25 protein-coding genes are annotated in these 24,678 nt (G+C 59.9%); 17 read left to right on the top strand and 8 right to left on the bottom strand.

The features are described from left to right. Window positions 1-178: 178 nt before the first annotated feature. Together IEX27_RS02395 and IEX27_RS02390 are read right to left on the bottom strand one after the other, a co-directional pair. On the bottom strand, window positions 179-679 hold the full coding sequence (locus IEX27_RS02395) for a YdcF family protein (protein ID WP_188719322.1): 501 nt from the start codon (window positions 677-679) through the stop codon (window positions 179-181). A gap of 43 nt (window positions 680-722) precedes the next feature. Next, the gene (locus tag IEX27_RS02390; protein WP_188719321.1) at window positions 723-1,076 is read right to left on the bottom strand and encodes a hypothetical protein; all 354 of its coding nucleotides are present in this window, start codon (window positions 1,074-1,076) and stop codon (window positions 723-725) included. Between the two features lie 273 nt (window positions 1,077-1,349). Between IEX27_RS02390 and clpS the strand changes: the two genes are divergently transcribed. The 3 genes from clpS to IEX27_RS02375 all read left to right on the top strand — a co-directional run bounded on the left by clpS (window position 1,350) and on the right by IEX27_RS02375 (window position 5,636). After that, window positions 1,350-1,679, top strand: a complete 330-nt coding sequence (gene clpS, locus IEX27_RS02385; protein ID WP_188719577.1) for an ATP-dependent Clp protease adapter ClpS — start codon at window positions 1,350-1,352, stop codon at window positions 1,677-1,679. Between the two features lie 8 nt (window positions 1,680-1,687). Next, a complete protein-coding gene (clpA, locus tag IEX27_RS02380; protein WP_188719320.1) occupies window positions 1,688-4,138 on the top strand; it encodes an ATP-dependent Clp protease ATP-binding subunit ClpA in 2,451 nt (816 codons plus the stop codon). A gap of 145 nt (window positions 4,139-4,283) precedes the next feature. After that, window positions 4,284-5,636 (top strand): O-antigen ligase family protein, encoded by a 1,353-nt coding sequence (locus IEX27_RS02375; RefSeq protein ID WP_188719319.1) that lies wholly within the window; start codon window positions 4,284-4,286, stop codon window positions 5,634-5,636. Here the strand turns inward: IEX27_RS02375 and IEX27_RS02370 are convergent. The 5 genes from IEX27_RS02370 to IEX27_RS02350 form a co-directional block, all read right to left on the bottom strand. After that, window positions 5,626-6,360, bottom strand: a complete 735-nt coding sequence (locus tag IEX27_RS02370; protein ID WP_188719318.1) for a glycosyltransferase family 25 protein — start codon at window positions 6,358-6,360, stop codon at window positions 5,626-5,628. The two genes, IEX27_RS02375 and IEX27_RS02370, sit on opposite strands and share 11 nt — an antisense overlap. Next, window positions 6,357-6,794: an HIT family protein gene (locus tag IEX27_RS02365; protein ID WP_188719317.1), complete on the bottom strand. Its 438-nt coding sequence runs from the start codon at window positions 6,792-6,794 to the stop codon at window positions 6,357-6,359. The genes IEX27_RS02370 and IEX27_RS02365 overlap by 4 nt, the downstream gene beginning before the upstream one ends. Before the next feature lie 79 nt (window positions 6,795-6,873). Further along, entirely contained in the window at window positions 6,874-8,055 is a 1,182-nt protein-coding gene (locus tag IEX27_RS02360; RefSeq protein ID WP_188719316.1) for a GNAT family N-acetyltransferase, read from the bottom strand. Further along, window positions 8,045-8,779 carry a glycerophosphodiester phosphodiesterase gene (locus IEX27_RS02355; protein WP_188719315.1) on the bottom strand — a complete coding sequence of 245 codons (735 nt, stop codon included), beginning with the start codon at window positions 8,777-8,779 and terminating at the stop codon, window positions 8,045-8,047. The genes IEX27_RS02360 and IEX27_RS02355 overlap by 11 nt, the downstream gene beginning before the upstream one ends. 9 nt (window positions 8,780-8,788) lie before the next feature. Then, on the bottom strand, window positions 8,789-9,253 hold the full coding sequence (locus tag IEX27_RS02350; protein ID WP_188719314.1) for a RidA family protein: 465 nt from the start codon (window positions 9,251-9,253) through the stop codon (window positions 8,789-8,791). A gap of 115 nt (window positions 9,254-9,368) precedes the next feature. On the opposite strand from IEX27_RS02350, the gene IEX27_RS02345 reads away from it, so the two are divergent. The 14 genes from IEX27_RS02345 (at window position 9,369) to lpxB (ending at window position 23,730) form a co-directional block, all read left to right on the top strand. Beyond that, entirely contained in the window at window positions 9,369-10,202 is an 834-nt protein-coding gene (locus IEX27_RS02345; protein ID WP_188719313.1) for an EipB family protein, read from the top strand. Between the two features lie 211 nt (window positions 10,203-10,413). Beyond that, a complete protein-coding gene (rpsB, locus tag IEX27_RS02340; protein WP_188719312.1) occupies window positions 10,414-11,193 on the top strand; it encodes a 30S ribosomal protein S2 in 780 nt (259 codons plus the stop codon). 114 nt (window positions 11,194-11,307) lie between these two features. Continuing rightward, entirely contained in the window at window positions 11,308-12,231 is a 924-nt protein-coding gene (gene tsf / locus IEX27_RS02335) for a translation elongation factor Ts (protein WP_188719311.1), read from the top strand. A 250-nt stretch (window positions 12,232-12,481) separates the two neighbouring features. Then, a complete protein-coding gene (gene pyrH / locus IEX27_RS02330; RefSeq protein ID WP_188719310.1) occupies window positions 12,482-13,222 on the top strand; it encodes a UMP kinase in 741 nt (246 codons plus the stop codon). 18 nt (window positions 13,223-13,240) lie between these two features. Next, window positions 13,241-13,801 carry a ribosome recycling factor gene (gene frr, locus IEX27_RS02325; RefSeq protein ID WP_188719309.1) on the top strand — a complete coding sequence of 187 codons (561 nt, stop codon included), beginning with the start codon at window positions 13,241-13,243 and terminating at the stop codon, window positions 13,799-13,801. 66 nt (window positions 13,802-13,867) lie between these two features. Continuing rightward, window positions 13,868-14,554, top strand: a complete 687-nt coding sequence (locus IEX27_RS02320) for an isoprenyl transferase (protein WP_244630206.1) — start codon at window positions 13,868-13,870, stop codon at window positions 14,552-14,554. 5 nt (window positions 14,555-14,559) lie between these two features. Then, window positions 14,560-15,372: a phosphatidate cytidylyltransferase gene (locus IEX27_RS02315; protein WP_188719307.1), complete on the top strand. Its 813-nt coding sequence runs from the start codon at window positions 14,560-14,562 to the stop codon at window positions 15,370-15,372. 100 nt (window positions 15,373-15,472) lie between these two features. After that, window positions 15,473-16,615: an RIP metalloprotease RseP gene (gene rseP, locus IEX27_RS02310; RefSeq protein ID WP_188719306.1), complete on the top strand. Its 1,143-nt coding sequence runs from the start codon at window positions 15,473-15,475 to the stop codon at window positions 16,613-16,615. A 280-nt stretch (window positions 16,616-16,895) separates the two neighbouring features. Beyond that, on the top strand, window positions 16,896-19,259 hold the full coding sequence (bamA, locus tag IEX27_RS02305) for an outer membrane protein assembly factor BamA (RefSeq protein ID WP_188719305.1): 2,364 nt from the start codon (window positions 16,896-16,898) through the stop codon (window positions 19,257-19,259). Window positions 19,260-19,313: 54 nt separating this feature from the next. Then, entirely contained in the window at window positions 19,314-20,360 is a 1,047-nt protein-coding gene (gene lpxD / locus IEX27_RS02300) for a UDP-3-O-(3-hydroxymyristoyl)glucosamine N-acyltransferase (RefSeq protein WP_188719304.1), read from the top strand. 5 nt (window positions 20,361-20,365) lie between these two features. Next, on the top strand, window positions 20,366-20,851 hold the full coding sequence (gene fabZ / locus IEX27_RS02295; RefSeq protein WP_188719303.1) for a 3-hydroxyacyl-ACP dehydratase FabZ: 486 nt from the start codon (window positions 20,366-20,368) through the stop codon (window positions 20,849-20,851). Further along, on the top strand, window positions 20,848-21,675 hold the full coding sequence (gene lpxA, locus IEX27_RS02290; protein WP_188719302.1) for an acyl-ACP--UDP-N-acetylglucosamine O-acyltransferase: 828 nt from the start codon (window positions 20,848-20,850) through the stop codon (window positions 21,673-21,675). The genes fabZ and lpxA overlap by 4 nt, the downstream gene beginning before the upstream one ends. Continuing rightward, window positions 21,656-22,549, top strand: a complete 894-nt coding sequence (locus IEX27_RS02285) for an LpxI family protein (protein WP_188719301.1) — start codon at window positions 21,656-21,658, stop codon at window positions 22,547-22,549. Before lpxA ends, IEX27_RS02285 begins: the two co-directional genes overlap by 20 nt. After that, entirely contained in the window at window positions 22,546-23,730 is a 1,185-nt protein-coding gene (gene lpxB, locus IEX27_RS02280) for a lipid-A-disaccharide synthase (protein ID WP_188719300.1), read from the top strand. The genes IEX27_RS02285 and lpxB overlap by 4 nt, the downstream gene beginning before the upstream one ends. Here lpxB and IEX27_RS02275 read toward each other — a convergent pair. Continuing rightward, window positions 23,711-24,514, bottom strand: a complete 804-nt coding sequence (locus IEX27_RS02275; protein ID WP_188719299.1) for a DUF72 domain-containing protein — start codon at window positions 24,512-24,514, stop codon at window positions 23,711-23,713. The genes lpxB and IEX27_RS02275 overlap by 20 nt on opposite strands. Between the last annotated feature and the right edge of the window lie 164 nt (window positions 24,515-24,678).

The following is a 24,678-nucleotide window of genomic DNA, read 5'->3' as shown; positions in this document are numbered from 1 at the left end:
TTATGGCAGTTATGATATTTACGGAAAATTACCGTTGTGGAGTGGCGCGTGAGCATGTCGACGCGTTGTCCGCAGGCAATGTCTCCCGCCTACCTGCGCTCAACGGGGAACGCTAGCTCGCACGGCTTTGGGGTCCCTGATGCGGGACGGATTTGTGATGATTATGGCAAAGTCGTAATTAAGTTGAACTCTGCGACAGTTCGCCCAAAGCCAACGGCGGCTCCTTCGGCTCGTTCCATCCCAGGTAGTTGTAAAGAGTGTAACGCCAGATATCGAAATGCTCCTGGAAGCCCACTTCAGCGGCAAGAAAATTGAGCCCGGTGGCGGACATGTTCGTGTGTGACGTTGTCAGGTAGGCAGCGGCCATGGGTTCAGCGATCACGCCGAAGTGTTCCAGATAGAGCAGGCTGCGCTTCATCATCGGCGCGCTCTGCAGAAGAACCACCCGTTTCGGCTTCAGGCTGTGCAGGATCTCACCAACGTGCCGGCTGCTTTCCCAGGTGTTCAGGCTCTCTTCCTCGCGAATGATCGCCTGAGTGGGGATGCCTGCCTTGATGAGGGCGCGGGCGCTCACTTCGGCTTCCGAGATGCCGTTGCCGGCGATGTCTGCACCCGCAGTGATGAAGGTGCACTTCAGCTGTCCCTGGGCGCATTGATGGTACATGTCAACGGCTGCCATCAGTGGTCCGTAGGCGAAGGCGAGGGGCTCCACATAGGTCCGATCATCGGCCGCGATCTTTTTGCGTGCCCATTCCAAATACCACGAAGGCAGTATCGTCCGTGACGGGCGATTGGAGTCGCGGGGAATAGGGCGTCTGTAGGCGCTCCATCAGGTATTCCGGGAGGGCTGAGGAAGCGATGGACAGATAACCAAGAACCGAGACCAACAACGATAGTGTCGCGATCTTGTTCAATCTGAGCGAAAGGGAAAAAATTCCGACTATGAACAATGCGAAAATCAAATTTAAAAGCATGACGATTTCTTGAAAAGGATTATTTCTATTAGCCAGATAATAAGACACGAAGCGTTTCTGGCGCGCAAGTTTCTTTGCGGATTGGGGGAGATGTGCAGTCAAGTGAACCATTTTCCGCCGACCGCGTTCAGCTTCGCGTGCCACAGCCGATCAACGTCTGATGTGGCCGGTCAGAGTGCTCGCGAAAGGTTGAGCAACGGCTTCCATCCACCCATTGCGGTCTGGCGGCAATTGTTTCAACCAATGTATTGTGTGCTGAACAGAAGGGCTTAAAATCGGTTCCGCAGCACCCTACATGTCGTGCTCAGAGTGAGCGCGACGGTTGGACAGGAAGTTGAAGATCGCGAGATGAGAATGCCAGGGGACACGTTACGGATGACGAGTGGGGATGAGGGCGGCAATGGTGTCGGCCGCAGCACCGCGGTCATTACAAAAACGCGGACGAAGACCAAGAAGCCTAGCCTCTATCGCGTATTGCTCTTGAACGACGATTACACACCAATGGAATTCGTCGTGCACGTCCTGGAGAGATTTTTCCATAAAGATCGTGAGACGGCCACAAAGATCATGTGGCATGTTCATAATCACGGCGTTGGTGAATGTGGTATCTATACGTTTGAGGTGGCTGAAACCAAGGTCTCGCAGGTCATGGATTTTGCCCGTCAGCATCAACATCCGCTTCAGTGCGTGATGGAGAAGAAATGAGGTTTTGAATGCCCGCTTTCTCACAAGGGCTGGAACGCGCGTTGCACCAGGCGCTGACCTATGCCAACGAACGCCATCATGAGTACGCCACTCTGGAGCACCTGCTGCTGGCGTTGATCGACGATCAGGACGCAGCTGCTGTCATGCGTGCCTGCAACGTTGATCTGGAAGCCCTGAGACGCAACATTGTTGAATATATCGACGGTGAGCTGGACAACCTTGTCACCGGCTATGACGAGGATTCCAAGCCGACGGCGGGTTTTCAACGTGTGATCCAGCGGGCGGTCATCCACGTGCAGTCGTCTGGCCGTGAGGAGGTTTCGGGCGCCAATGTGCTGGTGGCGATCTTCGCCGAGCGCGAAAGCCATGCCGCCTACTTCCTGCAGGAACAGCAGATGACCCGCTATGACGCGGTCAACTACATCAGCCATGGCATCGCCAAGCGTCCGGGCTCGGCCGAAACGCGCACGCCGCGTGGGGCCGACGAGGACCAGGCAAGTGCAGCCGAGGCGGATGAGGGTTCGAAGAAGAAGCAGCAGCAGGATGCGCTGACCGCCTATTGCGTGAACCTCAACCAGAAGGCACGCCAGGGCAAGATCGATCCGCTGGTTGGCCGCGAGGCCGAGATCAACCGCACGATCCAGATCCTCTGCCGCCGTTCCAAGAATAACCCGCTCTATGTGGGCGATCCCGGCGTGGGCAAGACCGCCATCGCGGAGGGGCTCGCCAAGCGCATCGTTGAAGGCGATGTGCCGGAAGTGCTGCTCGATGCCACGATCTTCGCGCTGGACATGGGCACGCTGCTCGCCGGCACCCGTTATCGCGGTGACTTCGAGGAGCGTCTGAAGCAGGTCGTCAAGGAGCTGGAAGACTATCCCGGCGCGGTTCTGTTCATTGATGAGATCCATACGGTGATCGGTGCAGGCGCGACCTCCGGAGGCGCCATGGATGCCTCGAACCTTCTGAAGCCCGCACTGTCGTCAGGTGCAATTCGTTGCATCGGATCAACGACTTACAAGGAGTTCCGCCAGTTCTTCGAGAAGGACCGGGCACTCGTCCGTCGCTTCCAGAAGATCGACGTGAACGAGCCGAGCGTGCCTGACGCGATCGAGATCATGCAGGGCCTGCGTCCGTATTTCGAGGACTTCCACAAGGTCAAGTACACCAACGACGCCATCAAGGCGGCTGTTGAGCTCTCGGCCCGCTACATCAATGACCGCAAGCTGCCTGACAAGGCGATCGACGTCATCGATGAGACCGGTGCGTCGCAGATGCTGCTGCCGGAGACCAAGCGGCGCAAGACCATAACGGTCAAGGAGATCGAGGCGACGATTGCCACCATGGCACGCATCCCGCCGAAGACCGTCTCGGCCGATGACGAGAAGGTTCTGGCAAACCTTGAGGCCGAGCTGAAGCGGGTCGTCTATGGTCAGGATCGTGCGATCGAGGCGCTTGCCTCATCGATCAAGCTGGCGCGTGCCGGCCTGCGCGAACCTGAGAAGCCGATCGGCAGCTACCTGTTCTCCGGTCCTACGGGCGTCGGCAAGACGGAAGTGGCCAAGCAGCTGGCGGCCTCGCTGGGCGTGGAACTGCTCCGCTTCGACATGTCGGAGTACATGGAGCGTCACACGGTCTCCCGCCTGATCGGTGCGCCTCCCGGCTATGTCGGCTTCGACCAGGGTGGTCTGCTCACCGACGGCGTCGACCAGCATCCGCATTGCGTGCTGCTGCTTGATGAGATCGAGAAGGCGCATCCGGACCTGTTCAACATCCTGCTGCAGGTCATGGACCACGGCAAGCTGACGGACCACAACGGCAAGAAGATCGACTTCCGCAATGTCGTCCTGATCATGACGACGAACGCGGGTGCTTCGGACATGGCCAAGCCTGCCATCGGCTTTGGTTCGTCGAAGCGGGAAGGCGATGACATGGAGGCCATCAACAGGCTCTTCACGCCGGAGTTCCGCAACAGGCTTGACGCAATCATCCCGTTCGGCGCCCTGCCTACGCCGGTTGTCCATCAGGTGGTGCAGAAGTTCGTCATGCAGCTGGAAGCTCAGCTTGCCGAGCGGAATGTCACCTTCGACCTTTCGGAAGACGCCATCGCCTGGCTCGCCGAGAAGGGTTACGACGAACGAATGGGGGCTCGCCCGCTCGGTCGCGTGATCCAGGAGCACATCAAGAAGCCGCTGGCCGAAGAGGTGCTTTTCGGCAAGCTCAAGAAGGGCGGCACCGTCAAGGTAACGGTCGAGGACAAGGAGGACGGCGCGAAGGGTCTGAAGCTCGAGTCGATTCCGGACGAAGTTCCGGTGCGGCCAAAGCGTGAGACCCCGGCCAAGCCCAAGAAGGCGACGGCTCGCAAAGCCAAGCCGAAAGCTGCTGCGGCCAAGCCGAAGGATGGGCCGGCCAAGGAGCCCCGAAAGCGGAGCCTTGTCCCGCAGCTGCCTCGCAAGAACTAACCACAAGAAAAAGAGCGTCCGGTGAAAATCGGACGCTCTTTTGCTACAGTCTCACATTATCGATTCAAGCCGTGCCTATTGAAAAATGAAACGTGGACGCAGGTTTTTCTTACCGGTGTCCCTTTCTGAGCGAGCTGGAGATCGAATGAGCGACCGTAATATTTCGTTAGAACTTGTAGACACGGTCGTACCTCCTCATAACGAACTTTCTGACCAGAGCACACGCCATCAGGGAAGGCTGTTCAGGACCCTTCTGCTGCGGCGGCACGTCGACCCCATTCTGCTGTCCGCCGGAATGGCCGCCTTTGCCGTCAAGCTCCACCTGGACATGATCGTCTTTGCCTACTTCATTGGGACTGGCGTCTATTTCCTGGCCTTCCGGCATCGTATCAGCCAGTGTGTCGATCCCGACTATCGCTTCTGGTGCCTGATCTACGTGGGTTATGCAGTGGCAGTCGGCCTGCTTCTGCATGGCAACCTGCCAAAGGAAATCCGATGGATCGGCTACCCGGTCTATCTCCTCTCCGGCATGCTGCTGATGGTGGGCTTTGCACTGGTCAAGGATCCACTTCGCCAGATCGTGCTGGGTGCGAGAATCGCGACCGTCATTGCCTTGCCGCTTGCCATCGTCGAGCTTCTGACCGGTGATATGCGGATCGGTTTTGGCGGAAACGAAGCCAATACAGCCTTCGTTCTGATCGTGATCTCTCTCCTGGCGCGCCACCGCGTTGACGCGGCGCCGAAATATCTGCCGGACAGCAGCCTCTGGTTCTACCTGGGCGCAATAGTGGTGTTCATGACCGGGACGCGTTCCGTCCTGCCGGTGGTTCTGATGGCAATCGCCTTCGACATCTTTCGGATCTTGCTAGCGCGGAAGAAGGGCCAGACGCTCCTCACCCGGCAGCACAGAAGTGCCATCATTGCCAGCGGGATCGCATTGGTGGTGGTCGGAACCATAGCTGGAGCAAAGATGAGCTCGAGCCTTGCCGACCGATTCGACTACACGGTTCTCGAGATCCAGGATGCAATGGGTGAGGTTCCCGAACAGCAGCCGATGACCGGGTTAGGGGTGCGGCTGCGGCTCTGGAAGAATGCGCTCGCAACCATTGCGGAACATCCGCTCGCGGGAGTCGGTGGTGTCGAGAGCATGCGGCAGGTCAAGTCGATGATCCCACCGCAATTCAGCGATACTTTCTCACACTTCGTCCACGTCCACAATTTCGTGCTCGATGAACTGCGCCAGCGCGGTCTCGTTGGTTTGATCCTGATGCTGGCCTTCTTCGTCGTCGTGAGCCGCAAGATCTGGAAGGGCGGCGACGCTTCCGTGCGCGAAACGCTGACGCTGATGCTGCTGTCGCTCATCTGCTACGGCTCGCTGCACGGCCTGATGCTGAGTGACAGGAACGTGCTGCTGATCTCGATCGTGCTGGCGGCCTTGCTGCTGGAGGCGCACCGGCACGGAAAGATCGGCGTTCGGACGAGGTTGATCAACCCTTGAGGGCGTAGACCGTGCGCGACAGGTAATCGACGCCGCGGAAGAAGGCGGTTGGTATGCGCAGGATGCGGGGAAACTTGGTCCCGGCATAGCTGCCGATTGTGGAGACTGCGATCTGCGCAGGGCGGATGACCGGTTCACGGGTGAGGTAGATCCGCACTCCGCCCTTCCAGCCGCGTTCAAGTGCGACGTCATAGGGCAGGAACATCGGGAGCAGGGTATCAAGTAGCCGCTGCGCTCCGTCGCGCGTCACCAGATACCCCATGGACGAGCCGAGCGGCCCGTGGATGCAGCGGCCGAGCTCGTCGCCCTCAGACGTCTTGGCCTTGGTGACAAACCCCTTGGTCCGGTGATTGAAAAGCTTCACGACATCGAACCCGAGGCCACTGTCAATGATCGCCTGCAGGCGCTTCATCGCGTCTTGTGGGATGCCGGCGTCATCCTCAAGAATGACGGCATACGGGATGTTCTGGTCAACAATCCTTTGCAGGGCATGAATATGGCTCATGTAACAGCCATATTCCGCGCCAATCGGCCGGCGCCCATGGCAGAGGTAAAATTTCCTGCGGTCGAAATTGACCCACTCTGTGTCGGGTATCGCGTTTCCGTCGACGGCCGGCACCCGCTCAAGCTGAATACCGGCTGCTTTGGCCTGGTTCTCAATGCTCTTCCATCGATCGCGACTGCGATCGAGGTTGATGACCAGGAATGGTAATTCACACGTCAAGTAGTCTGCTCCAAAGCCGCCCGCAGCTTCTCGGCGTGGCTGGCCAGCAGGTCCTTGTCGGCCATCTGTCCCGCGTGCGGACGAAGCGCCACGCCCTCGTAGCGAGGGAGGACGTGGAAATGCAGGTGGAAGACGGTCTGGCCCGACGGCGCTTCATTGTACTGGTCGATCTGCAGACCATCCGCATCAAAAGCCTTCATCGCAGCGCGACCCACCTTCTGGACCGTTGCAATCACCCTGGCGAGCGTTTCAGGCTCTGCGTCGAGAAGATTGCGTGAGGGATTCCTGGGAATGACGAGGCAATGCCCGTCAGTGCGCGGCATGATATCCATGAATGCGACCGTATCGTGGTCTTCGTAGACTTTGTAAGCGGGCAGTTCACCGCGCAGGATCATCGCGAAAGGGTTCTTGTCGTCATAAACGGGTGAGCTCATGCTACGTTCCTTCAGGCAACTGAATTCGGGCAAAGGCGATGGCAGAATCAGATCGACGCCGATGACGCCATGATAGTCATTAGCCGCTCTTGCGATACGGGGAATACTCGTTAAGCGCTTCCTCCATCAGATCAACCTCACGACGTTCGGCGTCAAGGAAATCGGCCACCGCGCTTCGGAGACCCGGATGCTCGATGTGATGGGCTGAATAGGTGGTGACGGGCAAATAGCCGCGTGCAAGCTTGTGCTCGCCCTGCGCGCCGGCTTCAACCTTGGCGAGGCCCCGCTCTATCGCGAAATCGATGGCCTGGTGGTAACAGACCTCGAAATGCAGGAACGGGTGGTGCTCGATCGCACCCCAGTTGCGGCCAAAGAGCGTATCCGATCCAATGAAGTTGATCGCGCCGGCAATGTAGCGACCGTCGCGCCGGGCCATGACCAGAAGGATGTCATCGGCCATGCGTTCGCCGATGAGCGAGAAGAAGGTGCGGTTCAGATAGGGCCGACCCCACTTGCGCGAGCCCGTGTCCATGTAGAAGGCGAAGAAGTCGTCCCAGTGGGCCTCGGTGATATCCTTGCCGGTGAGCCGCTCGATCTCGATTCCTGGCGCGACGGCCTCCCGCCTTTCCTTGCGCAGCGCCTTGCGCTTGCGGGAGGCGAGGGTATCGAGGAAATCCTCGTAGCTGCCGTAGTCTTCGTTGAAGAAGTGGAACTGGGTGTCCGTGCGAAGCAGGAAGTCTTCGCTTTCCAGCGCTGGAATGTCATCAGGCTGGGCGAAGGTCACGTGAACGGATGAAACGTCGAGTTTTCCGGCCAGCGTCTTCAGCCCCTGTGCGAGTGCCTGCCGGACTGCAGCGGCGTCAGAGCCTTCCCGGACGAGGAGGCGAGGGCCGGTCGCCGGCGTAAAGGGCACCGAGACCTGGAGCTTTGGATAGTAGCGACCGCCGGCGCGTTCGTAGGCGTCCGCCCAGCCATGGTCGAAGACATATTCTCCCTGGCTGTGCGACTTCAGATAGCAGGGTACGGCGCCGAGCAGGCTTCCATCTTCCGTCGTAAGAGCAAGGTGCTGGGCAAGCCAGCCGGTCCGGCCGATGGCACATCTGCTTTCTTCAAGTGAAAGCAGAAAATCATATGAAAGGAATGGGTTGTAAGATGATGATGAACCTTTGTGTGAGGTTCCGACCAGGTGCTCCCATTCCTCCCGGTCGAATTCCGAGAAGCTTGCGAGGACACGCAGGGTCAACGTGAGGTCATTGCTCATTGGCCATACCCGACTTGAGCGAAGGCATGAAACCTTCAAAGGTCATCTGGTCAGCGTGCTCAAAGGTGCGCCTTACATCGGCCTCATCGCGTACCGTCCAGGTGATGACCGGCATCGAAAGCTCGTTGCGGACGTGCCTGACGAAGGCATTCGGAAGGTCGGCGATGGAATAGGAGACAAACGAGATCCCGTGCCCGAGCATATGGAAATGCTGCTTGTGCTCTTCCAGCCCGCGACTCTCGGCGGTCAGGCCATAGGGAATCACTCCGGCATGGCGCTCCAGATCGCGGATGAGCTCATGCTCGAAGGACATGAGCGCCACGGGGCCAGGGTAGGCGGCAAGGCGGTGCACGACTTCTTCCACGAGGCCCTCGGCGCGCGATCCCTTCAACTCAATGACAATCGGCACGCGGCCATCAACAAGCGCAAGCATCTCTTCCAGCGTCGGGATGTGTTCCTCCGTACCGCCAATCCGCAGCGCCTGAAGCTCGGAGGCGGTTCGCTCCCAGATGCATCCGCCGGTTCCCGTGAGGCGGTCCAGTCTCTCGTCATGGAACAACATAGGCACTCGATCAGCGGAAAGGTGCACGTCGCATTCGATCGCATAGCCTTGATCGATCGCAGCCGAGAAAGCGGCGAGCGTATTTTCCCAGCGCGTGCGGTTCAGGTCGTGAAGACCCCTGTGGGCGATCGGCCTGGCGGTGAGCCATGAGAGATCAGGCATTATGGCCGTTTACTCGACTTCTAAGACGGCTTCGATTTCGACCGGAGCATTCATTGGCAGAACAGCGACTCCGACCGCGGACCGGGCATGTTCGCCGCGTTCTCCGAGCGCTGCAACCAGAAAATCGGAAGCGCCATTGGCTACCAGATGCTGCTCCGTGTACTCCTGTGTGGATGCGACAAAGACGGTGATCTTGACGATCCGCCGCAGCTGATCGAACCCACCCAACGAATTGCGTATTGCAGCGAGCACATTAACGGCGCACCATTTGGCGGCGAGCTTGCCTGCTTCCGTGCCGAGTTCACGCCCGAGCACACCCATTGCCATCAGCTTGCCGTCCTTGAATGGTAGCTGACCCGCCGTGAAGATGAACTGGCCAGCCCGCATGGTCGGCACGTAATTGGCAAGAGCTTTAGCGGGCGGGGGCAATTCCACACCAAGTTCAAGCAGGCGCTTCTCAATGGATTCTGACATGGATCACTCCTGTTGCTCCAATCATGGTTGCAGAATCAGTCCGCATTCTTCAGGACTTCGGGTCTACCGGCCGGGGGCGTCATTCATGATCAACCGTTCCAAAGCGGAGTTCTCAATGCGCGTGACGCGTCATAGCCTTCTTGCCGCCACATTGACTGTGGTGACTCTTTGTGGCGCCGTAAGGGCTGAGGCTCTGACACTATTACCACATAGGGCGGTCTATGACGTCAGTTTAGCCTCCGTCAGCGACACGTCCGACATCGAGGGGCTGTCCGGACGCTGGGTCTTCGATTTTTCCGGTTCCGCATGTCAGGGCTACACCGCTGAATCCCGGCTGGTGATGAAGTTCGAGACAAGTGAGGGGCCGCGCCTGCTCGACCGGCGGGTTCAAAGCTTCGAGACGGCTGACGGCCAGAGCTTCAAGTTCAAGAGCCAGTCCTATTCGGACCAGGAGCTTGAGGAAGAGGTGGAAGGATCGGCGGAGCGCGCCGCCGACGGCATTCAGGTGGCATACACCAAGCCTGAGAAGGCGGAGATGACGTTCGGTCCGGGCGCCATGTTCCCGAGCGGCCAGGTTTTCGAGATTCTCGAAAATGCGCGCGAAGGCTTGCGCTTCTATGAGAGCTCCGTGTTCGACGGAACCGAATTCGTTGATGACGCCACCACCGTCTCTGTCGTTATCGGCAAGGCGAAGCCGCTCAAGGCCGCAGAAACCAGAACACTCCTCGGCGATATCGGCGACGACAACTTTCTGCCGGTCACGATGGCCTATTTCGAGCCGGACACTGACCAGGAAGGCGAGCGCGTCAGCGACTATGACGTGACCTTCCAGATGCACGAGACTGGCGTCCAGACGAACATCGTGATCCGCTACGAGGAATACTCCATGGCGGCCAGCCTCGTCGAATTCACGAAGAACGACGTCGATCAGGATTGCACCAAGCAATAGCGGTCGTCCGAACGGAGAAGCGCCAGCGGCAAGCGAAAATGGCCGAAGCCGGCCTCCGGCACTTGCCTTGTCCGGTTTTACCCGATATATGCGCGCCCATCCCACACGCGGGCTTTTGGTATTTGGCAGGGAGAAATCCTGTCAACACCACCGGTGGCAACGAGAGTTGCCTTGCAGTCCGCGGAGGTTCAACCGGAAAGGAAGATAAAAGATGGCACTGCCTGATTTCAACATGCGTCAGCTGCTCGAAGCCGGCGTACACTTCGGTCACCAGACGCACCGCTGGAACCCGAAGATGAACTCGTACATCTTCGGTTCGCGCAACAACATCCACATCATCGACCTCAGCCAGACCGTGCCGCTGCTGCACCAGGCTCTCAAGGTCGTTTCCGACACCGTTGCCCGTGGTGGCCGCGTTCTGTTCGTCGGCACCAAGCGCCAGGCATCGGACATCGTTGCTGATTCCGCTCGTCGCTCCGCTCAGTACTACGTGAACTCCCGCTGGCTCGGCGGCATGCTGACCAACTGGAAGACGATCTCCAACTCGATCCAGCGTCTGCGTCGCCTTGACGACCTCCTGGCTGGCGATGCTCAGGGCTTCACCAAGAAGGAGCGTCTGAACCTCGAGCGTGAGCGTGAAAAGCTTGACCGCGCCCTTGGCGGTATCCGCGACATGGGCTCCACGCCGGACCTGATGTTCGTCGTCGACACCAACAAGGAAGCAATCGCCGTTCAGGAAGCTCGTCGTCTTGGCATTCCGGTCGTTGCAATCGTTGACTCGAACTGCGACCCAGACGTTGTTGACTTCCCGATCCCGGGTAACGACGACGCAGCGCGCGCCATTCAGCTGTACTGCGATCTGATCGCTCGCGCAGCCATCGACGGCATCGAGCGTCAGCAGGGTTCGCTCGGCTTCGACATCGGCGCTTCGGAAGAGGCTCCGATCGAGACGACGCTCGCTGACGCGCCGGCCGACGAAGCCAACGCCTGAGACCCAGCTTGTATCGGGAGGAGCAATCCTCCCGCCTAGAATTCAGGCCATGGTTCCGGGATGAAACCTCTCGGAACCATGACTAGTTTAAACAAATAGATAAAAGAGGCGATGATGAGCGTTTCAGCTGCACTAGTTAAAGAACTGCGCGAAATGACGGGCGCCGGCATGATGGACTGCAAGAACGCGCTGACGGAAACGGGCGGCGATCTTGAAGCTGCGGCCGACTGGCTGCGCAAGAAGGGCATCTCCAAGGCCGAGAAGAAGTCGGGCCGTACCGCTGCCGACGGTCTGGTTGCTGTTGCTAGCGATGCAACGAGCGCGGTTCTGGTTGAGGTCAACTCCGAGACCGACTTCGTTGCTCGCAACGGAGCCTTCCAGGAACTCGTCACCAACGTTGCACGCGTTGCTCTTACGACCGATGGCAGCCGTGATGCCGTTGCTGCTGCAGCCTACCCGGGCAGCGAGAAGAGCGTCGAGCAGTCCATCAAGGACGCCGTTGCTACGATCGGCGAGAACATGACGCTCCGCCGCTCCGCCAAGCTGTCGGTCGAGAAGGGCGCCGTTGCATCCTACGTGCACAATGTCGTTGTCGAAGGCCTCGGCAAGATCGGCGTTCTCGTTGCAGTTGAGACCGAAGGCAATGCCGACGCAGCCCGCGCATTCGGCCGCCAGGTTGCAATGCACGTTGCCGCAACGAACCCGGCCGCTCTGACCGACGCTGACGTCGATCCGGCTCTGGTTGCCCGCGAGAAGGAAATCTTCGCGGATCAGGCCCGCCAGTCGGGCAAGCCGGAAAACATCATCGAGAAGATGGTGGAAGGCCGTATGCGCAAGTTCTTCGAGGAAGTCGTTCTGCTCAAGCAGAACTTCGTTCTCAACCCGGATCTGACCGTTGAGGCTGCCCTCAAGGAAGCCGAAAAGGAAATCGGCGCTCCGGCCAAGATCGTAGCCTTCCTGCGCTACGCACTCGGCGAAGGCATCGAAAAGGAAACGACGGACTTCGCCGCTGAAGTGGCTGCCGCCGTCAAGAGCTAAGCACAGCTTTTTCCAGTTACTAAAGAAGGGCACTGCGTGACAACGCGGTGCCCTTCGTGTAGGCGACAGTAGGAAGACGGATCTCTCATGGTTCTGCACGTGGTGCGGCGCCTTGGAGCAGTTCCTGGAAAATGGGAACCGGTTTCCGGCCGGTCTGGTGCGCTGCGGGGAATTTACCTGCGAATGTTCTGATGCGTTTCCTGGTCCCGACGTATTCCGCTGTGACAGCCCAATGCTCAAAGAGGTCAGCATGGAACAAAAACCCCGATACCGCCGCGTTCTCCTAAAAGCCTCCGGCGAGGCACTGATGGGGCAGCAGGGCTTCGGCATCGATGTGAATGTCGTGGACCAGATCGCCCGTGACATTGCCGCAGCAAGGGAACTTGGGGTTGAGGTCGGTGTGGTGATCGGCGGCGGAAACATCTTCCGCGGCGTGGCCGTAGCCTCGCGCGGCGGCGACCGCGTGACCGGCGACCACATGGGAATGCTCGCCACCGTCATCAACTCGCTCGCGCTGCGCACCTCGCTCGTCAAGCTCGGCGTCGACGCGGTGGTTCTATCCGCCATCGCCATGCCTGAATTGTGCGAGAGCTTTTCCCAGCGTCAGGCTACGGCCTACATGAATGAGGGAAAGGTTGTGATCTTCGCCGGCGGAACCGGAAACCCGTTCTTCACGACGGACTCTGCTGCAGCGCTGCGCGCGGCCGAGATCGGCGCGGACGCCCTGTTCAAGGGGACGCAGGTTGACGGCATCTATTCGGCCGACCCGCGCAAGGATCCCAATGCGGTTCGCTACGAGCGCCTCAGCCACGAGCGCGTCATGCGCGAGAACCTCGCGATCATGGACGCGGCTGCGATTGCGCTTGCGCGCGAGAACAACATTCCGATAATCGTCTTCTCGATTCACGAAGAGGGTGGGTTCAAGGATATTCTCCTCGGTGCAGGTCACTGTACCATCGTCGAGAACGAACCTGCCTCAGGCAAGGCTTAATTGTAAGGAGAGGTTGGCATGGCCGACGGTATTGATTTCAAGGATCTCAGCCGACGCATGGAAGGCGCGATCTCTGCCTTTAAACAAGATCTGGCGGCGCTGCGCACCGGCCGCGCCTCTGCCAACCTGCTGGACCCGGTTGTCGTGCAGGCCTATGGCGCACCAATGCCGCTCAATCAGGTGGCCAGCGTTTCCGTGCCTGAACCGCGCATGCTTTCGGTCTCCATCTGGGACCAGACGCTGGTTGGCGCCGTCGACCGCGCGATCCGCGAGTCCAACCTGGGCTTCAATCCGATCGTCGAGGGTACGACGCTGCGCATTCCGCTGCCGGAGCTCAACGAAGAGCGCCGCAAGGAACTCGTCAAGCTCGCGCACCAGTATTCGGAATCCGCTCGCATCGCGGCCCGCCATGTTCGTCGTGACGGCATGGATGGCCTGAAGAAAGCCGAGAAGGACGGTGTCATCACCCAGGACGAATCGCGAGTGCAGTCCGACAAGGTCCAGAAGATCACCGATGAGACGATCGCGACGATCGACAAGCTTCTGAGCGAGAAAGAAGCAGAAATCATGCAGGTCTGAGGTGCGGGCGAACGGTCTGGCAACAAAGGGACTTCGTCCGTGAAGCCTTCACACGTGGCAATCATTATGGATGGTAACGGCCGCTGGGCGAAAGCCCGCGGCTTGCCCCGAACCGCTGGCCACAAGGCCGGTGTGGATGCATTGCGCCGGACCATTCGAGCTGCTGCCGATCTGCAGATCCCGTGGCTCACGCTCTATGCCTTTTCTTCGGAGAACTGGTCGCGGCCGCGCTCCGAAGTCGCTGACCTCATGGGTCTCCTTCGCCTCTTCATCCGGCGCGATCTGGCCGACCTGCACCGGAGTGGTGTGCGCGTCCAGATCATCGGCAGCCGGGAAGGGCTGGAGCCGGATATTGCCGGCTTGCTAGCCGAGGCTCAGGCACTGACAGCCAACAACAAGGCGATGAACCTTGTCATTGCCTTCAACTATGGTGCACGTGACGAGATCACCCGCGCTGTTCAGGCCATGGCCTGCAAGGTGCGCGACGGCGCGCTGTCTCCCGATGACATTACTGCCGAGCTGATCGGGAATCATCTGGACACCCGCGGTATTCCGGATCCCGATGTGATCATCCGCACGAGCGGCGAACAGCGCCTCTCCAATTTCCTGCTCTGGCAGGCGGCTTACTCCGAGTTTGTCTTCCTGCCTTGCCATTGGCCCGACTTCGGCAAGGAGCAGCTGATCGAGGCAATTGCCGAGTTCGGCAGCCGGACCCGTCGCTTTGGCGGTGTCGAGACCAAGGAAGCGGTGTGACACCGATGGCGGGGGGAACAAAGCCGCGCAGCAATCTGCAACTGCGCATCATTTCCGGGGTGATCCTGGCCGCTGCCGTGCTGGTGCTGACCTGGTGGGGCGGTTTTCCGTTCAGGCTGTTCGCTGCCGCCATGGCAGCAGCGATGTTCCACGAATGGATGACCATTCGCGGCGAGAACCACAAGGTTCACCTCGCGATCTCTCGTTTTGCCCTTGCCGCAGCCCTTGCGCTGATGCTGGTGGGCTTTGCCCCGGCCTTCGTTTTTGCCGGCCTTTTCGTTGCCGCCGCAGTGGCTGCAATCTCCGGCTTGGCGACGGGCAGGGGCCTCTGGGCTGGCTGGGGCGTCCTCTATGCGGGTCTGCCGGCAGCAACACTGATCTTCCTTCGTGGCAACGCGCCTGAAGGCCTGTGGACGATTGTTTTCCTCTTTGCCGTCGTCTGGGGCACCGACACGATTGCCTATTTCACCGGCCGCGCTTTGGGCGGGCCGAAGCTTGCACCTTCCATTTCGCCGGGAAAGACCTGGAGCGGAGCGATCGGCGGCGCCATAGGCGGCGTCATCGCGAGCCTGATCGTCGCCTATTTCGCCTGGGACAGCGTGAACCTGCTGATGGTCGCAATCGTTGCGATCCTGCTCTCGATCGCATCGCAGGCGGGCGACCTTTTCGAGTCAGCCGTCAAGCGCCGCCACGGGGTCAAGGACTCGGGAAATCTCATTCCGGGACATGGTGGTGTGATGGATCGTGTCGACGGTCTGGTGGCTGCTTCCGTGCTGCTTTTCGTGCTCTGGATCCCGTTCCTCGCCGGGATGGAATGACAGTTCCCACACTTCCTGAGTCATGCTAGAGGAAGGTCATTGATCCGCCCATTTTGGCAATTCTGCTGAGATGGCTTTGTTGATTCGTGGATGACCTGACGTGACCGACATTTCTGCCATAATCCCCGGTCTCGGAAGCTTCCTCTTCGGTACCCTCGTACCCTTCTTTTTTGTGCTGCTGGTGGTCGTCTTCGTGCATGAGATGGGCCATTTCATTGCCGGCAGACTGTGCGGCATCGGCGTACAGGCGTTCTCCATCGGTTTCGGTCCGGAAATTTTTGGCTACACGGCGAAGAACGGCACGCGCTGGCGTTTGGCGGCCATCCCGCTTGGCGGTTACGTCAAGTTCGTGGGGGACATGTCCGCAACTAGCGCCTCGGTGGATGAGCAGGCGTTGAGCAAGCTGAGCGAGGCCGAGCGGCGCGTGGCGTTCCATACGCAGCCGCTGTGGAAGCGTGCCATTACCGTCTTTGCCGGTCCCTTTGCGAATTTCGTGCTTGGTGCTGCGGTCTTTGCCGCCATGTTCGCGATCTACGGCCAGTATGTGTACCAGCCGACCGTTGCCGAGGTGCGTCCCAACAGTCCGGCCGCTGAGGCAGGCATTCTGCCCGGCGACACGTTCATCTCCGTTGATGGTGTGCGGGTTGCAAGCTTTGCCGACGTTCAGCGCATCGTCACCGGCAGGGCAGGCGATCCGCTGAAGATCGTTCTGGAGCGTGACGGCCGTGAGATCGAGACGGTGGCAACGCCGGAGGTGTCCGAGCAGCCGACGGCCTTGGGTCAGAAGGTGCGCATCGGGCTTATCGGTGTGGTCACCAACGAAGCTGTGGGTAAGCGGGATCGCATCGAGTACGGGCCGCTGCAGGCGGTTGTGGCCGGCATCCAGGAAACCGGCGACGTGATTGCCCGCACGGGCCAGTTCATGAAGCGTTTCGTTGCTGGGCGTGAAGACCGGTGTCAGCTGGGCGGACCTGTCCGGATTGCCGACATGGCGGGCCGGGCTGCGGGTCTAGGCTTTGAGTGGCTGGTGCAGCTGGTGGCGTTGCTTTCGGTGGGAATCGGTATTCTCAACCTGCTGCCGATACCACCTCTCGATGGCGGCCACCTTATGCTATATGCAGCAGAGGCTATCGTCCGCAGACCGATTCCTGCTCAGGTAACTGAAGCAGTTTACCGTGTCGGCATGTTGATGGTGCTTGCGTTCATGATGTTTGTGTTCTGGAATGACTTGTTCGGGTGCTGAAGCTGTGGAAGAAATTGCTCCACAGCCGCGACATTTCATGACGGAATAGATCGGGAGAGGGGCGATCTGGGATAATGTGGTTTGTTCAGTGTGTGTTTACCACGCCGACAAAATACCGTGACGGGAAAGCCACGTGGTCCCAAGTTCGTAAATTCAAATTTACCAGAAGCCTTGCGTGTAGAGAAAATCTGGCTATTACGGTAAGCAGCCGGTTGAACGGATTGCCGCAAGTCCGGGTTTCTCGCGTGGGGACAACGGGGATAGAAGGTTTAAAGGCCCAATGAAGGCAGCTTCAAGATTTAGGTCCGCTGTTTCGGCGGTAGCGATCACCACCAGCTTTGTTATTGCTGGAGCGACCACCGCACAGATGACGATGGTCGGTCAGGCCGAAGCCGCTTCGGTGAGCCGCATCGAGGTGAGGGGGAACCGCCGTGTCGACGCCGACTCAGTGCGCGGACAGCTTGGCATTCGCCCTGGCCAGAACTTCAACCAGTCGGATCTTGATGATGCGGTAAAGCGCCTGATCGCGACCGGTCTCTTCGCCGACGTTTCCGTCCGGCAGTCCGGCAGCACCCTGGTTGTGACGGTGATCGAAAATACGATCGTCAACCAGGTCCTGTTCCAGGGCAACAAGAAGATCAAGGACGCAAACCTCGCGCAGGCTGTCCAGCTTGCTCCGCGCAGCGCCTTCTCGCGTGAAGCGATGGATGCTGATGCCGAGGCAATCCGCGAAGCCTATCGCCGGATCGGTCGCGACGATGCGACCGTCAGCGCCAGCGTGCAGGAGCTTGAAGGTGGACGCGTAAACGTCGTCTACACCGTTCAGGAAGGCGACCGCACCAAGATCGCGGACATCAACTTCGAAGGCAACCAGGCGTTCAGCGACCGCCGTCTGCGTGAAGTTATCAACACGAAGGAATCGAACATCCTTTCGTGGCTGTCCCGCAACGACGTCTATGACGAGAATCGCATTCGCGCCGACGAGGAAGCGCTCCGCCGCTTCTACTTCAACCAGGGCTATGCGGACTTCCGCGTGCTTGATGCCTCGGCCACGCTCGTCGACAACAAGTACACGATCGTCTTCACCGTTGATGAAGGCCAGCGCTACACGTTCTCTGACGTCAGCATCGAATCGTCCGTTCCGGGCCTCGATATCAGCGCGCTCAACTCCTCGCTGAAGACGCGCTCCGGCAGCACCTACCGCGCCAAGGATGTTGAGGCGTCTGTCATCGGTCTGACCGAGCGTCTTGCTGGCAGCGGCTATGCCTTTGCCGAAGTGACGCCACGCGGCAACCGCGACTTCGAGAACCGCACGATCTCCGTCGTCTACTCGGTGGACGAGGGCGTTCGCGCCTACATCGAGCGCATCGAGATCCGCGGCAACAACCGTACGCGTGACTATGTCATTCGTCGTGAGTTTGACGTGAGCGAAGGCGATGCCTTCAACCAGGTCATGGTTTCGCGCGCCAAGCGCCGCCTGGATGCCCTCGGCTTCTTCCAGACCATCAACATCTCCACCGTGCCGGGCTCGCAGCCTGATCAGGTGGTGCTGGTTGTTGATGTCGTCGAGCAGTCTACGGGTGAGTTCTCGATCGGCGCCGGCTACTCCACCGGCCAGACGTCGAGCAGTGGCGGCGGCTTCTCGCTGGAAGGCTCGATCAGCGAGCGCAACTTCCTCGGTCGTGGTCAGGCCATCCGCTTGTCCGCATCGGGCGGGAAGGACTCGCGTGACTTCATGCTGTCCTTCACGGAGCCGTATTTCCTTGGCTACCGCGTCGCAGCCGGGTTCGACATCTATCGCAACACGCGAAAGGTGAACAACTCGAACAACGACCACATCTTCGATCGCGAGACGACGGGTGGTACGGTTCGCTTCGGTCTGCCGATCACGGAAGACCTGACGGCGCAGTTCGCCTACAACTACTCGCAGGAAAAGTACGAGCAGGTTGCTGCCGATGCCAATCTGTCCAGCGCGGTCAGACAGGCGCTCGAGCAGGGCACCTGGACCCGTTCGTCGATTTCCACAGGTCTCGTCTACAACACGATCGACGACACGAAGAACCCGCGTGACGGTATCTACGCGACGGCCTCGGTCGAGTTTGCCGGTCTGGGCGGCGACGCGAAGTACGTGAAGGTCACTGGCCGCGGCAACTACTACAAGACGCTGTCGGAAGATCTGGATGTCGTCGGTTTGGTCACGGTTGGTGGCGGTCACGTCTCCGCCTGGGGTGATGAGCCGCTGCGCATCTTCGACCACTTCAACAGCAACGACCGCATCATCCGCGGCTTCAAGTACAACGGTATCGGACCTTTCGAAACTGTTGACGGTACCAACAACCGCGATTACCTCGGTGGCAAGACCTACTTCCACGGCACGGTTGAGGCTCAGTTCCCGATCCCGGTTCTGCCTGAAAGCATCGGCCTGCGCGGTGCAGTCTTTGCCGATGCAGCAACGCTCTACGGCAACGACTACACTAGCAATCTAGTTGATGGCACCGGTATGAAATGGCGCGCATCGGTTGGCGCCAGCTTGATCTGGGCTTCGCCCTTCGGTCCGCTGCGCGTTGACTATGCCGAGCCGGTCGTCAAGGAAGATACCGACCGCATCCAGCATTGGAACTTCGGTATCTCGACCCGGTTCTAGAGCTGAATTAACCCTCCGGGCCTTATGGCCCGGACGGTTCGGATGATTGGCACCATGACGGAACCCAAGTTCTTTGTTCCCTCGCGACGCCTTGAACTGGGCGAAATCGCGACGCTGACAGGTGCCAGGCTGCTGGACGAGTCGAAGAGCGGATTGCCGATCCATCGACTCGCGGCTGCTTCCGAGGGAGGGGAAGACTCCCTCGTTTTCGTTGATGGCAAGCGCAACGCTTCCCTGCTGAGCACGGTTCGTGCGGCAGCCGTCATTTGTGATCCCGATAGCGTCAAGGACGTTCCGAAAGGGGTGGCCGTTCTGGTTTCAGAACGTCCGCAGCATGCGTTTGCTCAGATTGCGCGCCTGCTGTTTCCGAGTGGCACGCGCCCGCAGCCTATCACGGGTGAGACGGGCGTTTCTCCACGCGCCGTCATCTGCGAGGGTGTAACCCTCGAAGATGGCGTGATCATCGAGGCCGGCGCTGTTATCGGCAGGAACGTTACCATAGGGCAGGGCACCGTCATTGGACCGAATGCAGTCATTGCCGATGGCTGTACCATCGGCCGCGACTGCTTCATCGGCTCCCAGTGCACCATCCAGTTCGCCATGCTGGGGGATCGGGTGATCATTCATCCCGGCGCACAGATCGGCCAGGATGGTTTTGGCTTCCTACCGGGTCCGACAGGGCTTATGAAGAACCCGCAGATCGGCCGTGTGGTTATCCAGAACGACGTCGAGATCGGCGCGAACACGACCATCGATCGCGGTGCGTTGACGGACACCGTCATTGGTGAAGGCAGCAAGATCGACAATCTTGTGCAGGTCGCTCACAACGTAAAGATCGGCCGCTCTGTGGTCATCGCAGGCCATTGCGGTATCTCCGGTTCAGTGACCGTGGGCGATATGGTGATGATGGGTGGGCGCGTCGGTATTGCCGACCACATCACCATTGGTGACAAGGCGCAGCTCGCAGCAGGCAGCGGCGTCATGAACGACATTCCCGCTGGAGAGCGTTGGGCAGGTTTGCCGGCCCAACCCATGCGGCAGGCATTTCGCGAGATCGCAGCATTGCGCAGCCTCGTCGAAAGAAATCGGAAAGGAAAATAGAAGCGATGGTAGAGGAAGCGCCCAAGGCGTTGGACAGTGTCGATATTGCCAAGTTGTTGCGGTTGCTGCCGCACCGCTACCCGTTTCTGCTGGTTGATAAGATCATCGAGATCGATGGTGACAACTCGGCCATCGGCATTAAGAATGTGACGATCAACGAGCCGCACTTCCAGGGCCATTTTCCCGAGAAGCCTGTGATGCCTGGCGTGCTCATCATCGAGGCCATGGCGCAGACGGCAGGTGCGATCTGCATCAACAATGCCGGCGCGAACACCCCTTCGGTCGTGTATTTCATGACCATCGATGGCGCCAAGTTCCGCAAGCCGGTGCTGCCGGGTGACCGGCTCGAGCTGCACGTGAAGAAGCTCAAGCAGCGCAGCGGTATCTGGAAATTTGAATGTGAAGCGATAGTTGATGGCGCCAAGGTTGCCGAAGCGGTAATCTCGGCACTGATGACACCGAAAGAAGAGCCAGAAACGGCAGCTGCATGACCCTTATTCATCCCAGTGCAATTGTAGACAAGGGCGCGGAGCTTGGCAGCGGTGTGCGTATCGGACCGTTCTGCCATGTTACGGCGGATGTGGTTCTGGGGGATGATGTCGAGCTCATCGGTCATGTGACGATTCTTGATGGCACGCGTCTCGGCGCCGGATCCCAGGTCTACCCGAATGCCGTGCTTGGCGGCGCGCCGCAGAACTTCAAGCACAAGGGCGGACGCACGACGCTGGAGATCGGCAGCGGCAACATCATCCGCGAGGGCGTGACGATGCATTGCGGCACTGACACGAGCCGCGGCAAGACCACCATCGGCAACAATTGCCTGTTCATGGTGCAGACCCATGTCGCGCATGACTGCGACATTGGCGACAATGTCACCATGGCGAACAACTCCGTGCTGGGCGGGCATGTCGAAGTTGGCAACGGCGCGATCGTTTCGGGTGCTGCAGCGGTGCATCAATTCGTGCGTATCGGCCACCATGCATTTATTGGCGGCTGCGCGGCTGTTGCAGGAGACGTTATTCCCTTCGGCATGGCGCAGGGCGACAGAGCCCGGCTGCGCGGCCTGAATGTCGTCGGCATGAAGCGTTCAGGCATGGCGCGGGCGCAGATTTTCGCGATCCGCAAGGCCTACAAGATGCTGTTCGACCCGCAACGTCCGTTGGCGGAGAACATCCCTATCGTGCGTGAGGCCTTTTCAGAAGCCCCGGAAGTGATGGATATCGTCAATTTTCTGGCGGCGCGTGAGCATCGGCTGTTTACAGTGCCCAAGCGCGGCTCCAGCGGGATAAATGGGGATGACGGCGTCGACGAATAAGGCGTCGTTTCATCATCTGGGGCCTGAGGCCAAGGTCGCCATCATCGCCGGTAGCGGCATGCTTCCGCACAGTGTTGTCGATGCCTTGCAGGCAAGCGCCAGGCGGCCGCTCGTGGTGGCGATCGAGGGTGAAGCCACGTTCGATCCCGCACCTGATCGCTACGATCTGCTCCCGGTGAAACTTGAGCATGTCGGGCTGCTGATGCCGAGGCTGAAGCGCGAGGGCGTTACGCATCTCGTGATGGCCGGTGGCATTCGCCGCAGACCACCGCTTACCAGTCTGCGGATCCGCCCGAAGGTGCTCTTGTTTCTGCCGAAGCTTCTGTGGGCTTACGCGCGCGGTGACGACGACCTGCTGTCCACGTTGATCGGCTGGGTGGAATCGCACGGCATCATCGTCGTGGGCGCCCATGAGGTTGCGCCGGAACTGCTGGCCCCCGACCAGGTGATGACACGCGCCAAGCCTACCGCTGCGGACGAAAAGGATATTTCGGCCGCGCTGGAAGCTGCACGCGCCATCGGTCGTCTCGACATCGGACAGGCCGCCATTGCCGTTGGCGGCAGAGTGGTTGCTCTTGAAGGAATCGAGGGAACGGACGGTCTCCTCGAGCGAATGAAGGACCTTCGCTCACATGGAAGGCTCGCAGGGAAGAAGCGTGGCGTTCTGGTAAAATGCGCCAAGCCGGGGCAGGAATCGCGTGCGGACCTGCCTTCGATCGGACGGCGAACCGTGGTTGACGCTCACGCCGCCGGTCTCGCGGGTATTGCAGTGGAGGCCGGACGCAGCTTTATCTTGGAGACTGGCGAAACAGTTCGACTCGCCAATGAACTTGGTCTCTTTTTACTTGGGTATGAGGAAGGTCGCGAGCGATGAGCCAGATGCCGCCACTGCGTGTGGCTATCGTTTCGGGTGAGGAGTCAGGCGATATTCTGGCCGCCGACCTGGTGCGGGCGCTTGCGCGCCAATCGGGCCGGCAGGTGGAGCTGATCGGCGTCGGCGGCCGCAGATTGGAAGAAATGGGCCTGCGCTCGCTGTTTGATGCCTCCCAAATCGCCATCATGGGTTTCTCTGCCGTGCTGCGCGACCTGCCGCGTCTTATGTGGCGCATCCGCAAGACGGCGAAGACGATCGCAGCAGAAAAGCCCGACTGTCTCATCACCGTCGACAGCCCGGACTTCGGTTTGCGCGTCGCCAAGAAGGTGAGGGCGCTTGCGCCCGACATCCCGACGATCCACTACGTGTGCCCAAGCGTGTGGGCGTGGCGGTCGGGCCGGGCCATCGACATGCGGCCCTATGTCGACCACATCCTGTGCCTTCTGCCGTTCGAACCGACCGAGCTCGATCGGCTTGGCGGACCCGAGGGAACGTTCGTCGGCCATCGCCTCGCGAACGATCCATCGATCCGGGAATCGGCGCTCAGCCAGCTCGGCGGCGCGCGCCGGGGCGAGGTGAAGCGCCTGCTGCTGCTGCCGGGTTCGCGACGCGGAGAGGTGACCCGCCTGATGCCCGTCTTCGGGGAAACCGTGAAGCGCCTCAAGTCTGCCGGTCACAAGTTCGAACTTTTGCTCCCCACCGTTCCGCATGTGGAGGGCCTGGTGCGCGAGGCCACGGCGAACTGGCCAATTCAGCCGGAAATCATTCTTGGCGAAGAGGCAAAGTGGAAGGCATTTGCCTCTGCCGATGCAGCCCTTGCCTGTTCCGGCACGGTCGCGCTTGAACTCGCGCTTGCGCGCGTGCCCTTCATCTCGGTCTACAAGGTGGATTTCCTGGTGCGCATGCTGGCGCCTTACCTGCTCAAGGTCTGGACTGCGTCGCTGCCCAATCTCATCGCTGGTTGGCCTGTGGTTCCGGAATATTTCAACCAGTACATCAACCCGGAAATGCTGGCCCGTCTGCTGCCCCGGCTGTGGAACGAGACGCCGACGCGTTTGAGCCAGCGTCAGGGATTTTCGCATGTAGCCGACGCGCTTTCGACGCCCGTGCCATCAGGCGATCTTGCCGCCCGCGTCGTGCTGAACAAGATCCAGATCGCTCTCATGACAAAGACTGCATGAAGGCCTGCGCCGCCTGCGGCGCGCGCACCTTGCCTTCGTGTATGAAATAGACAAACACGTCGCGCGGCACGGCTTCGACCTTTGCGGCTTCGTCGGCGAGCGGAAGATCCTTCGGCACGCCACCCTTGGCCCAGGTCGCCGCGCGGTCGGCCCATTCGGCTATCTCGGCGGAAGGATAGGCCGTGGGGATGTCGTCATTCCCGCGCTGCAGGCGCGCGTAGACGAAATCCGCCGTCACGTCGGCGATCTCCGGATAGACCTCGTGATGGGCATAGCAGATCGCCGTGCCATACTTGCGGGCCAATGCCGCGAAATCGGGTGCGACGAAGCTGGCGTGACGCACCTCAAGCACCTGGCGCAGCTTCACACCCGCCCAGCGGGTGGGCAGGAGTTTGAGGAAAGCCTCGAAATCTTCCGGCTCGAACTTCTTTGTGGGTGCAAACTGCCATACGATGGGCCCGAGCTTTGGCCCCAGCTCCGTGACGCCAGTGGAGAAGAAGCGCTCCATGGACTCGCCTGCCTCGCCCAGGATCTTGCGATTGGTGACGAAGCGGTTGCCCTTTACCGAGAACACGAAGCCTTCCGGGGCCGCTGCCGCCCATTGGGCGAAGGTTTCCGGCTTCTGGCCGCGATAGTAGGTCCCGTTGATCTCTATGGTGGGAAGTTGACGGGACGCATATTCCAGCTGGCGCTTCTTCGGGAGATCGTCCGGATAGAAGGTGCCTTCCCAGGGCTCGAAGGTCCATCCGCCGATACCGGCCCGGATTGTGCCCGCTGCTGCCATGTCTGCACCTCCTCAATGCTTTGGAACCTCACCCGCACTCCCACGGGGGCGTCATCCTGTGAAGCCGGGCGATCACCGCCCAGCTTCATCCCTGATGCCGCTTAGGGCAGCTCCTCCCTGGAACACTACAGCCTTACGTCACAACGCTGAAATGCTCCTGGCCG

The sequence above is a fragment of the Nitratireductor aestuarii genome (assembly GCF_014641695.1).
Taxonomy (GTDB): domain Bacteria; phylum Pseudomonadota; class Alphaproteobacteria; order Rhizobiales; family Rhizobiaceae; genus Chelativorans; species Chelativorans aestuarii.
The sequence above is the reverse complement of the archived record's forward strand: the minus strand, read 5'-3'. Positions and strand labels throughout refer to the sequence as shown.

Coding starts and splice junctions, on each gene's coding strand:
- IEX27_RS02395 (WP_188719322.1), bottom strand. CDS start 679: ATGGCAGCCGTTGACATGTACCATCAATGCGCCCAGGGACAGCTGAAG.
- clpS (WP_188719577.1), top strand. CDS start 1,350: ATGACGAGTGGGGATGAGGGCGGCAATGGTGTCGGCCGCAGCACCGCG.
- clpA (WP_188719320.1), top strand. CDS start 1,688: ATGCCCGCTTTCTCACAAGGGCTGGAACGCGCGTTGCACCAGGCGCTG.
- IEX27_RS02375 (WP_188719319.1), top strand. CDS start 4,284: ATGAGCGACCGTAATATTTCGTTAGAACTTGTAGACACGGTCGTACCT.
- IEX27_RS02365 (WP_188719317.1), bottom strand. CDS start 6,794: ATGAGCTCACCCGTTTATGACGACAAGAACCCTTTCGCGATGATCCTG.
- IEX27_RS02360 (WP_188719316.1), bottom strand. CDS start 8,055: ATGAGCAATGACCTCACGTTGACCCTGCGTGTCCTCGCAAGCTTCTCG.
- IEX27_RS02355 (WP_188719315.1), bottom strand. CDS start 8,779: ATGCCTGATCTCTCATGGCTCACCGCCAGGCCGATCGCCCACAGGGGT.
- IEX27_RS02350 (WP_188719314.1), bottom strand. CDS start 9,253: ATGTCAGAATCCATTGAGAAGCGCCTGCTTGAACTTGGTGTGGAATTG.
- IEX27_RS02345 (WP_188719313.1), top strand. CDS start 9,369: ATGCGCGTGACGCGTCATAGCCTTCTTGCCGCCACATTGACTGTGGTG.
- rpsB (WP_188719312.1), top strand. CDS start 10,414: ATGGCACTGCCTGATTTCAACATGCGTCAGCTGCTCGAAGCCGGCGTA.
- tsf (WP_188719311.1), top strand. CDS start 11,308: ATGAGCGTTTCAGCTGCACTAGTTAAAGAACTGCGCGAAATGACGGGC.
- pyrH (WP_188719310.1), top strand. CDS start 12,482: ATGGAACAAAAACCCCGATACCGCCGCGTTCTCCTAAAAGCCTCCGGC.
- frr (WP_188719309.1), top strand. CDS start 13,241: ATGGCCGACGGTATTGATTTCAAGGATCTCAGCCGACGCATGGAAGGC.
- IEX27_RS02320 (WP_244630206.1), top strand. CDS start 13,868: ATGGATGGTAACGGCCGCTGGGCGAAAGCCCGCGGCTTGCCCCGAACC.
- IEX27_RS02315 (WP_188719307.1), top strand. CDS start 14,560: ATGGCGGGGGGAACAAAGCCGCGCAGCAATCTGCAACTGCGCATCATT.
- bamA (WP_188719305.1), top strand. CDS start 16,896: ATGAAGGCAGCTTCAAGATTTAGGTCCGCTGTTTCGGCGGTAGCGATC.
- lpxD (WP_188719304.1), top strand. CDS start 19,314: ATGACGGAACCCAAGTTCTTTGTTCCCTCGCGACGCCTTGAACTGGGC.
- fabZ (WP_188719303.1), top strand. CDS start 20,366: ATGGTAGAGGAAGCGCCCAAGGCGTTGGACAGTGTCGATATTGCCAAG.
- lpxA (WP_188719302.1), top strand. CDS start 20,848: ATGACCCTTATTCATCCCAGTGCAATTGTAGACAAGGGCGCGGAGCTT.
- IEX27_RS02285 (WP_188719301.1), top strand. CDS start 21,656: ATGACGGCGTCGACGAATAAGGCGTCGTTTCATCATCTGGGGCCTGAG.
- lpxB (WP_188719300.1), top strand. CDS start 22,546: ATGAGCCAGATGCCGCCACTGCGTGTGGCTATCGTTTCGGGTGAGGAG.
- IEX27_RS02275 (WP_188719299.1), bottom strand. CDS start 24,514: ATGGCAGCAGCGGGCACAATCCGGGCCGGTATCGGCGGATGGACCTTC.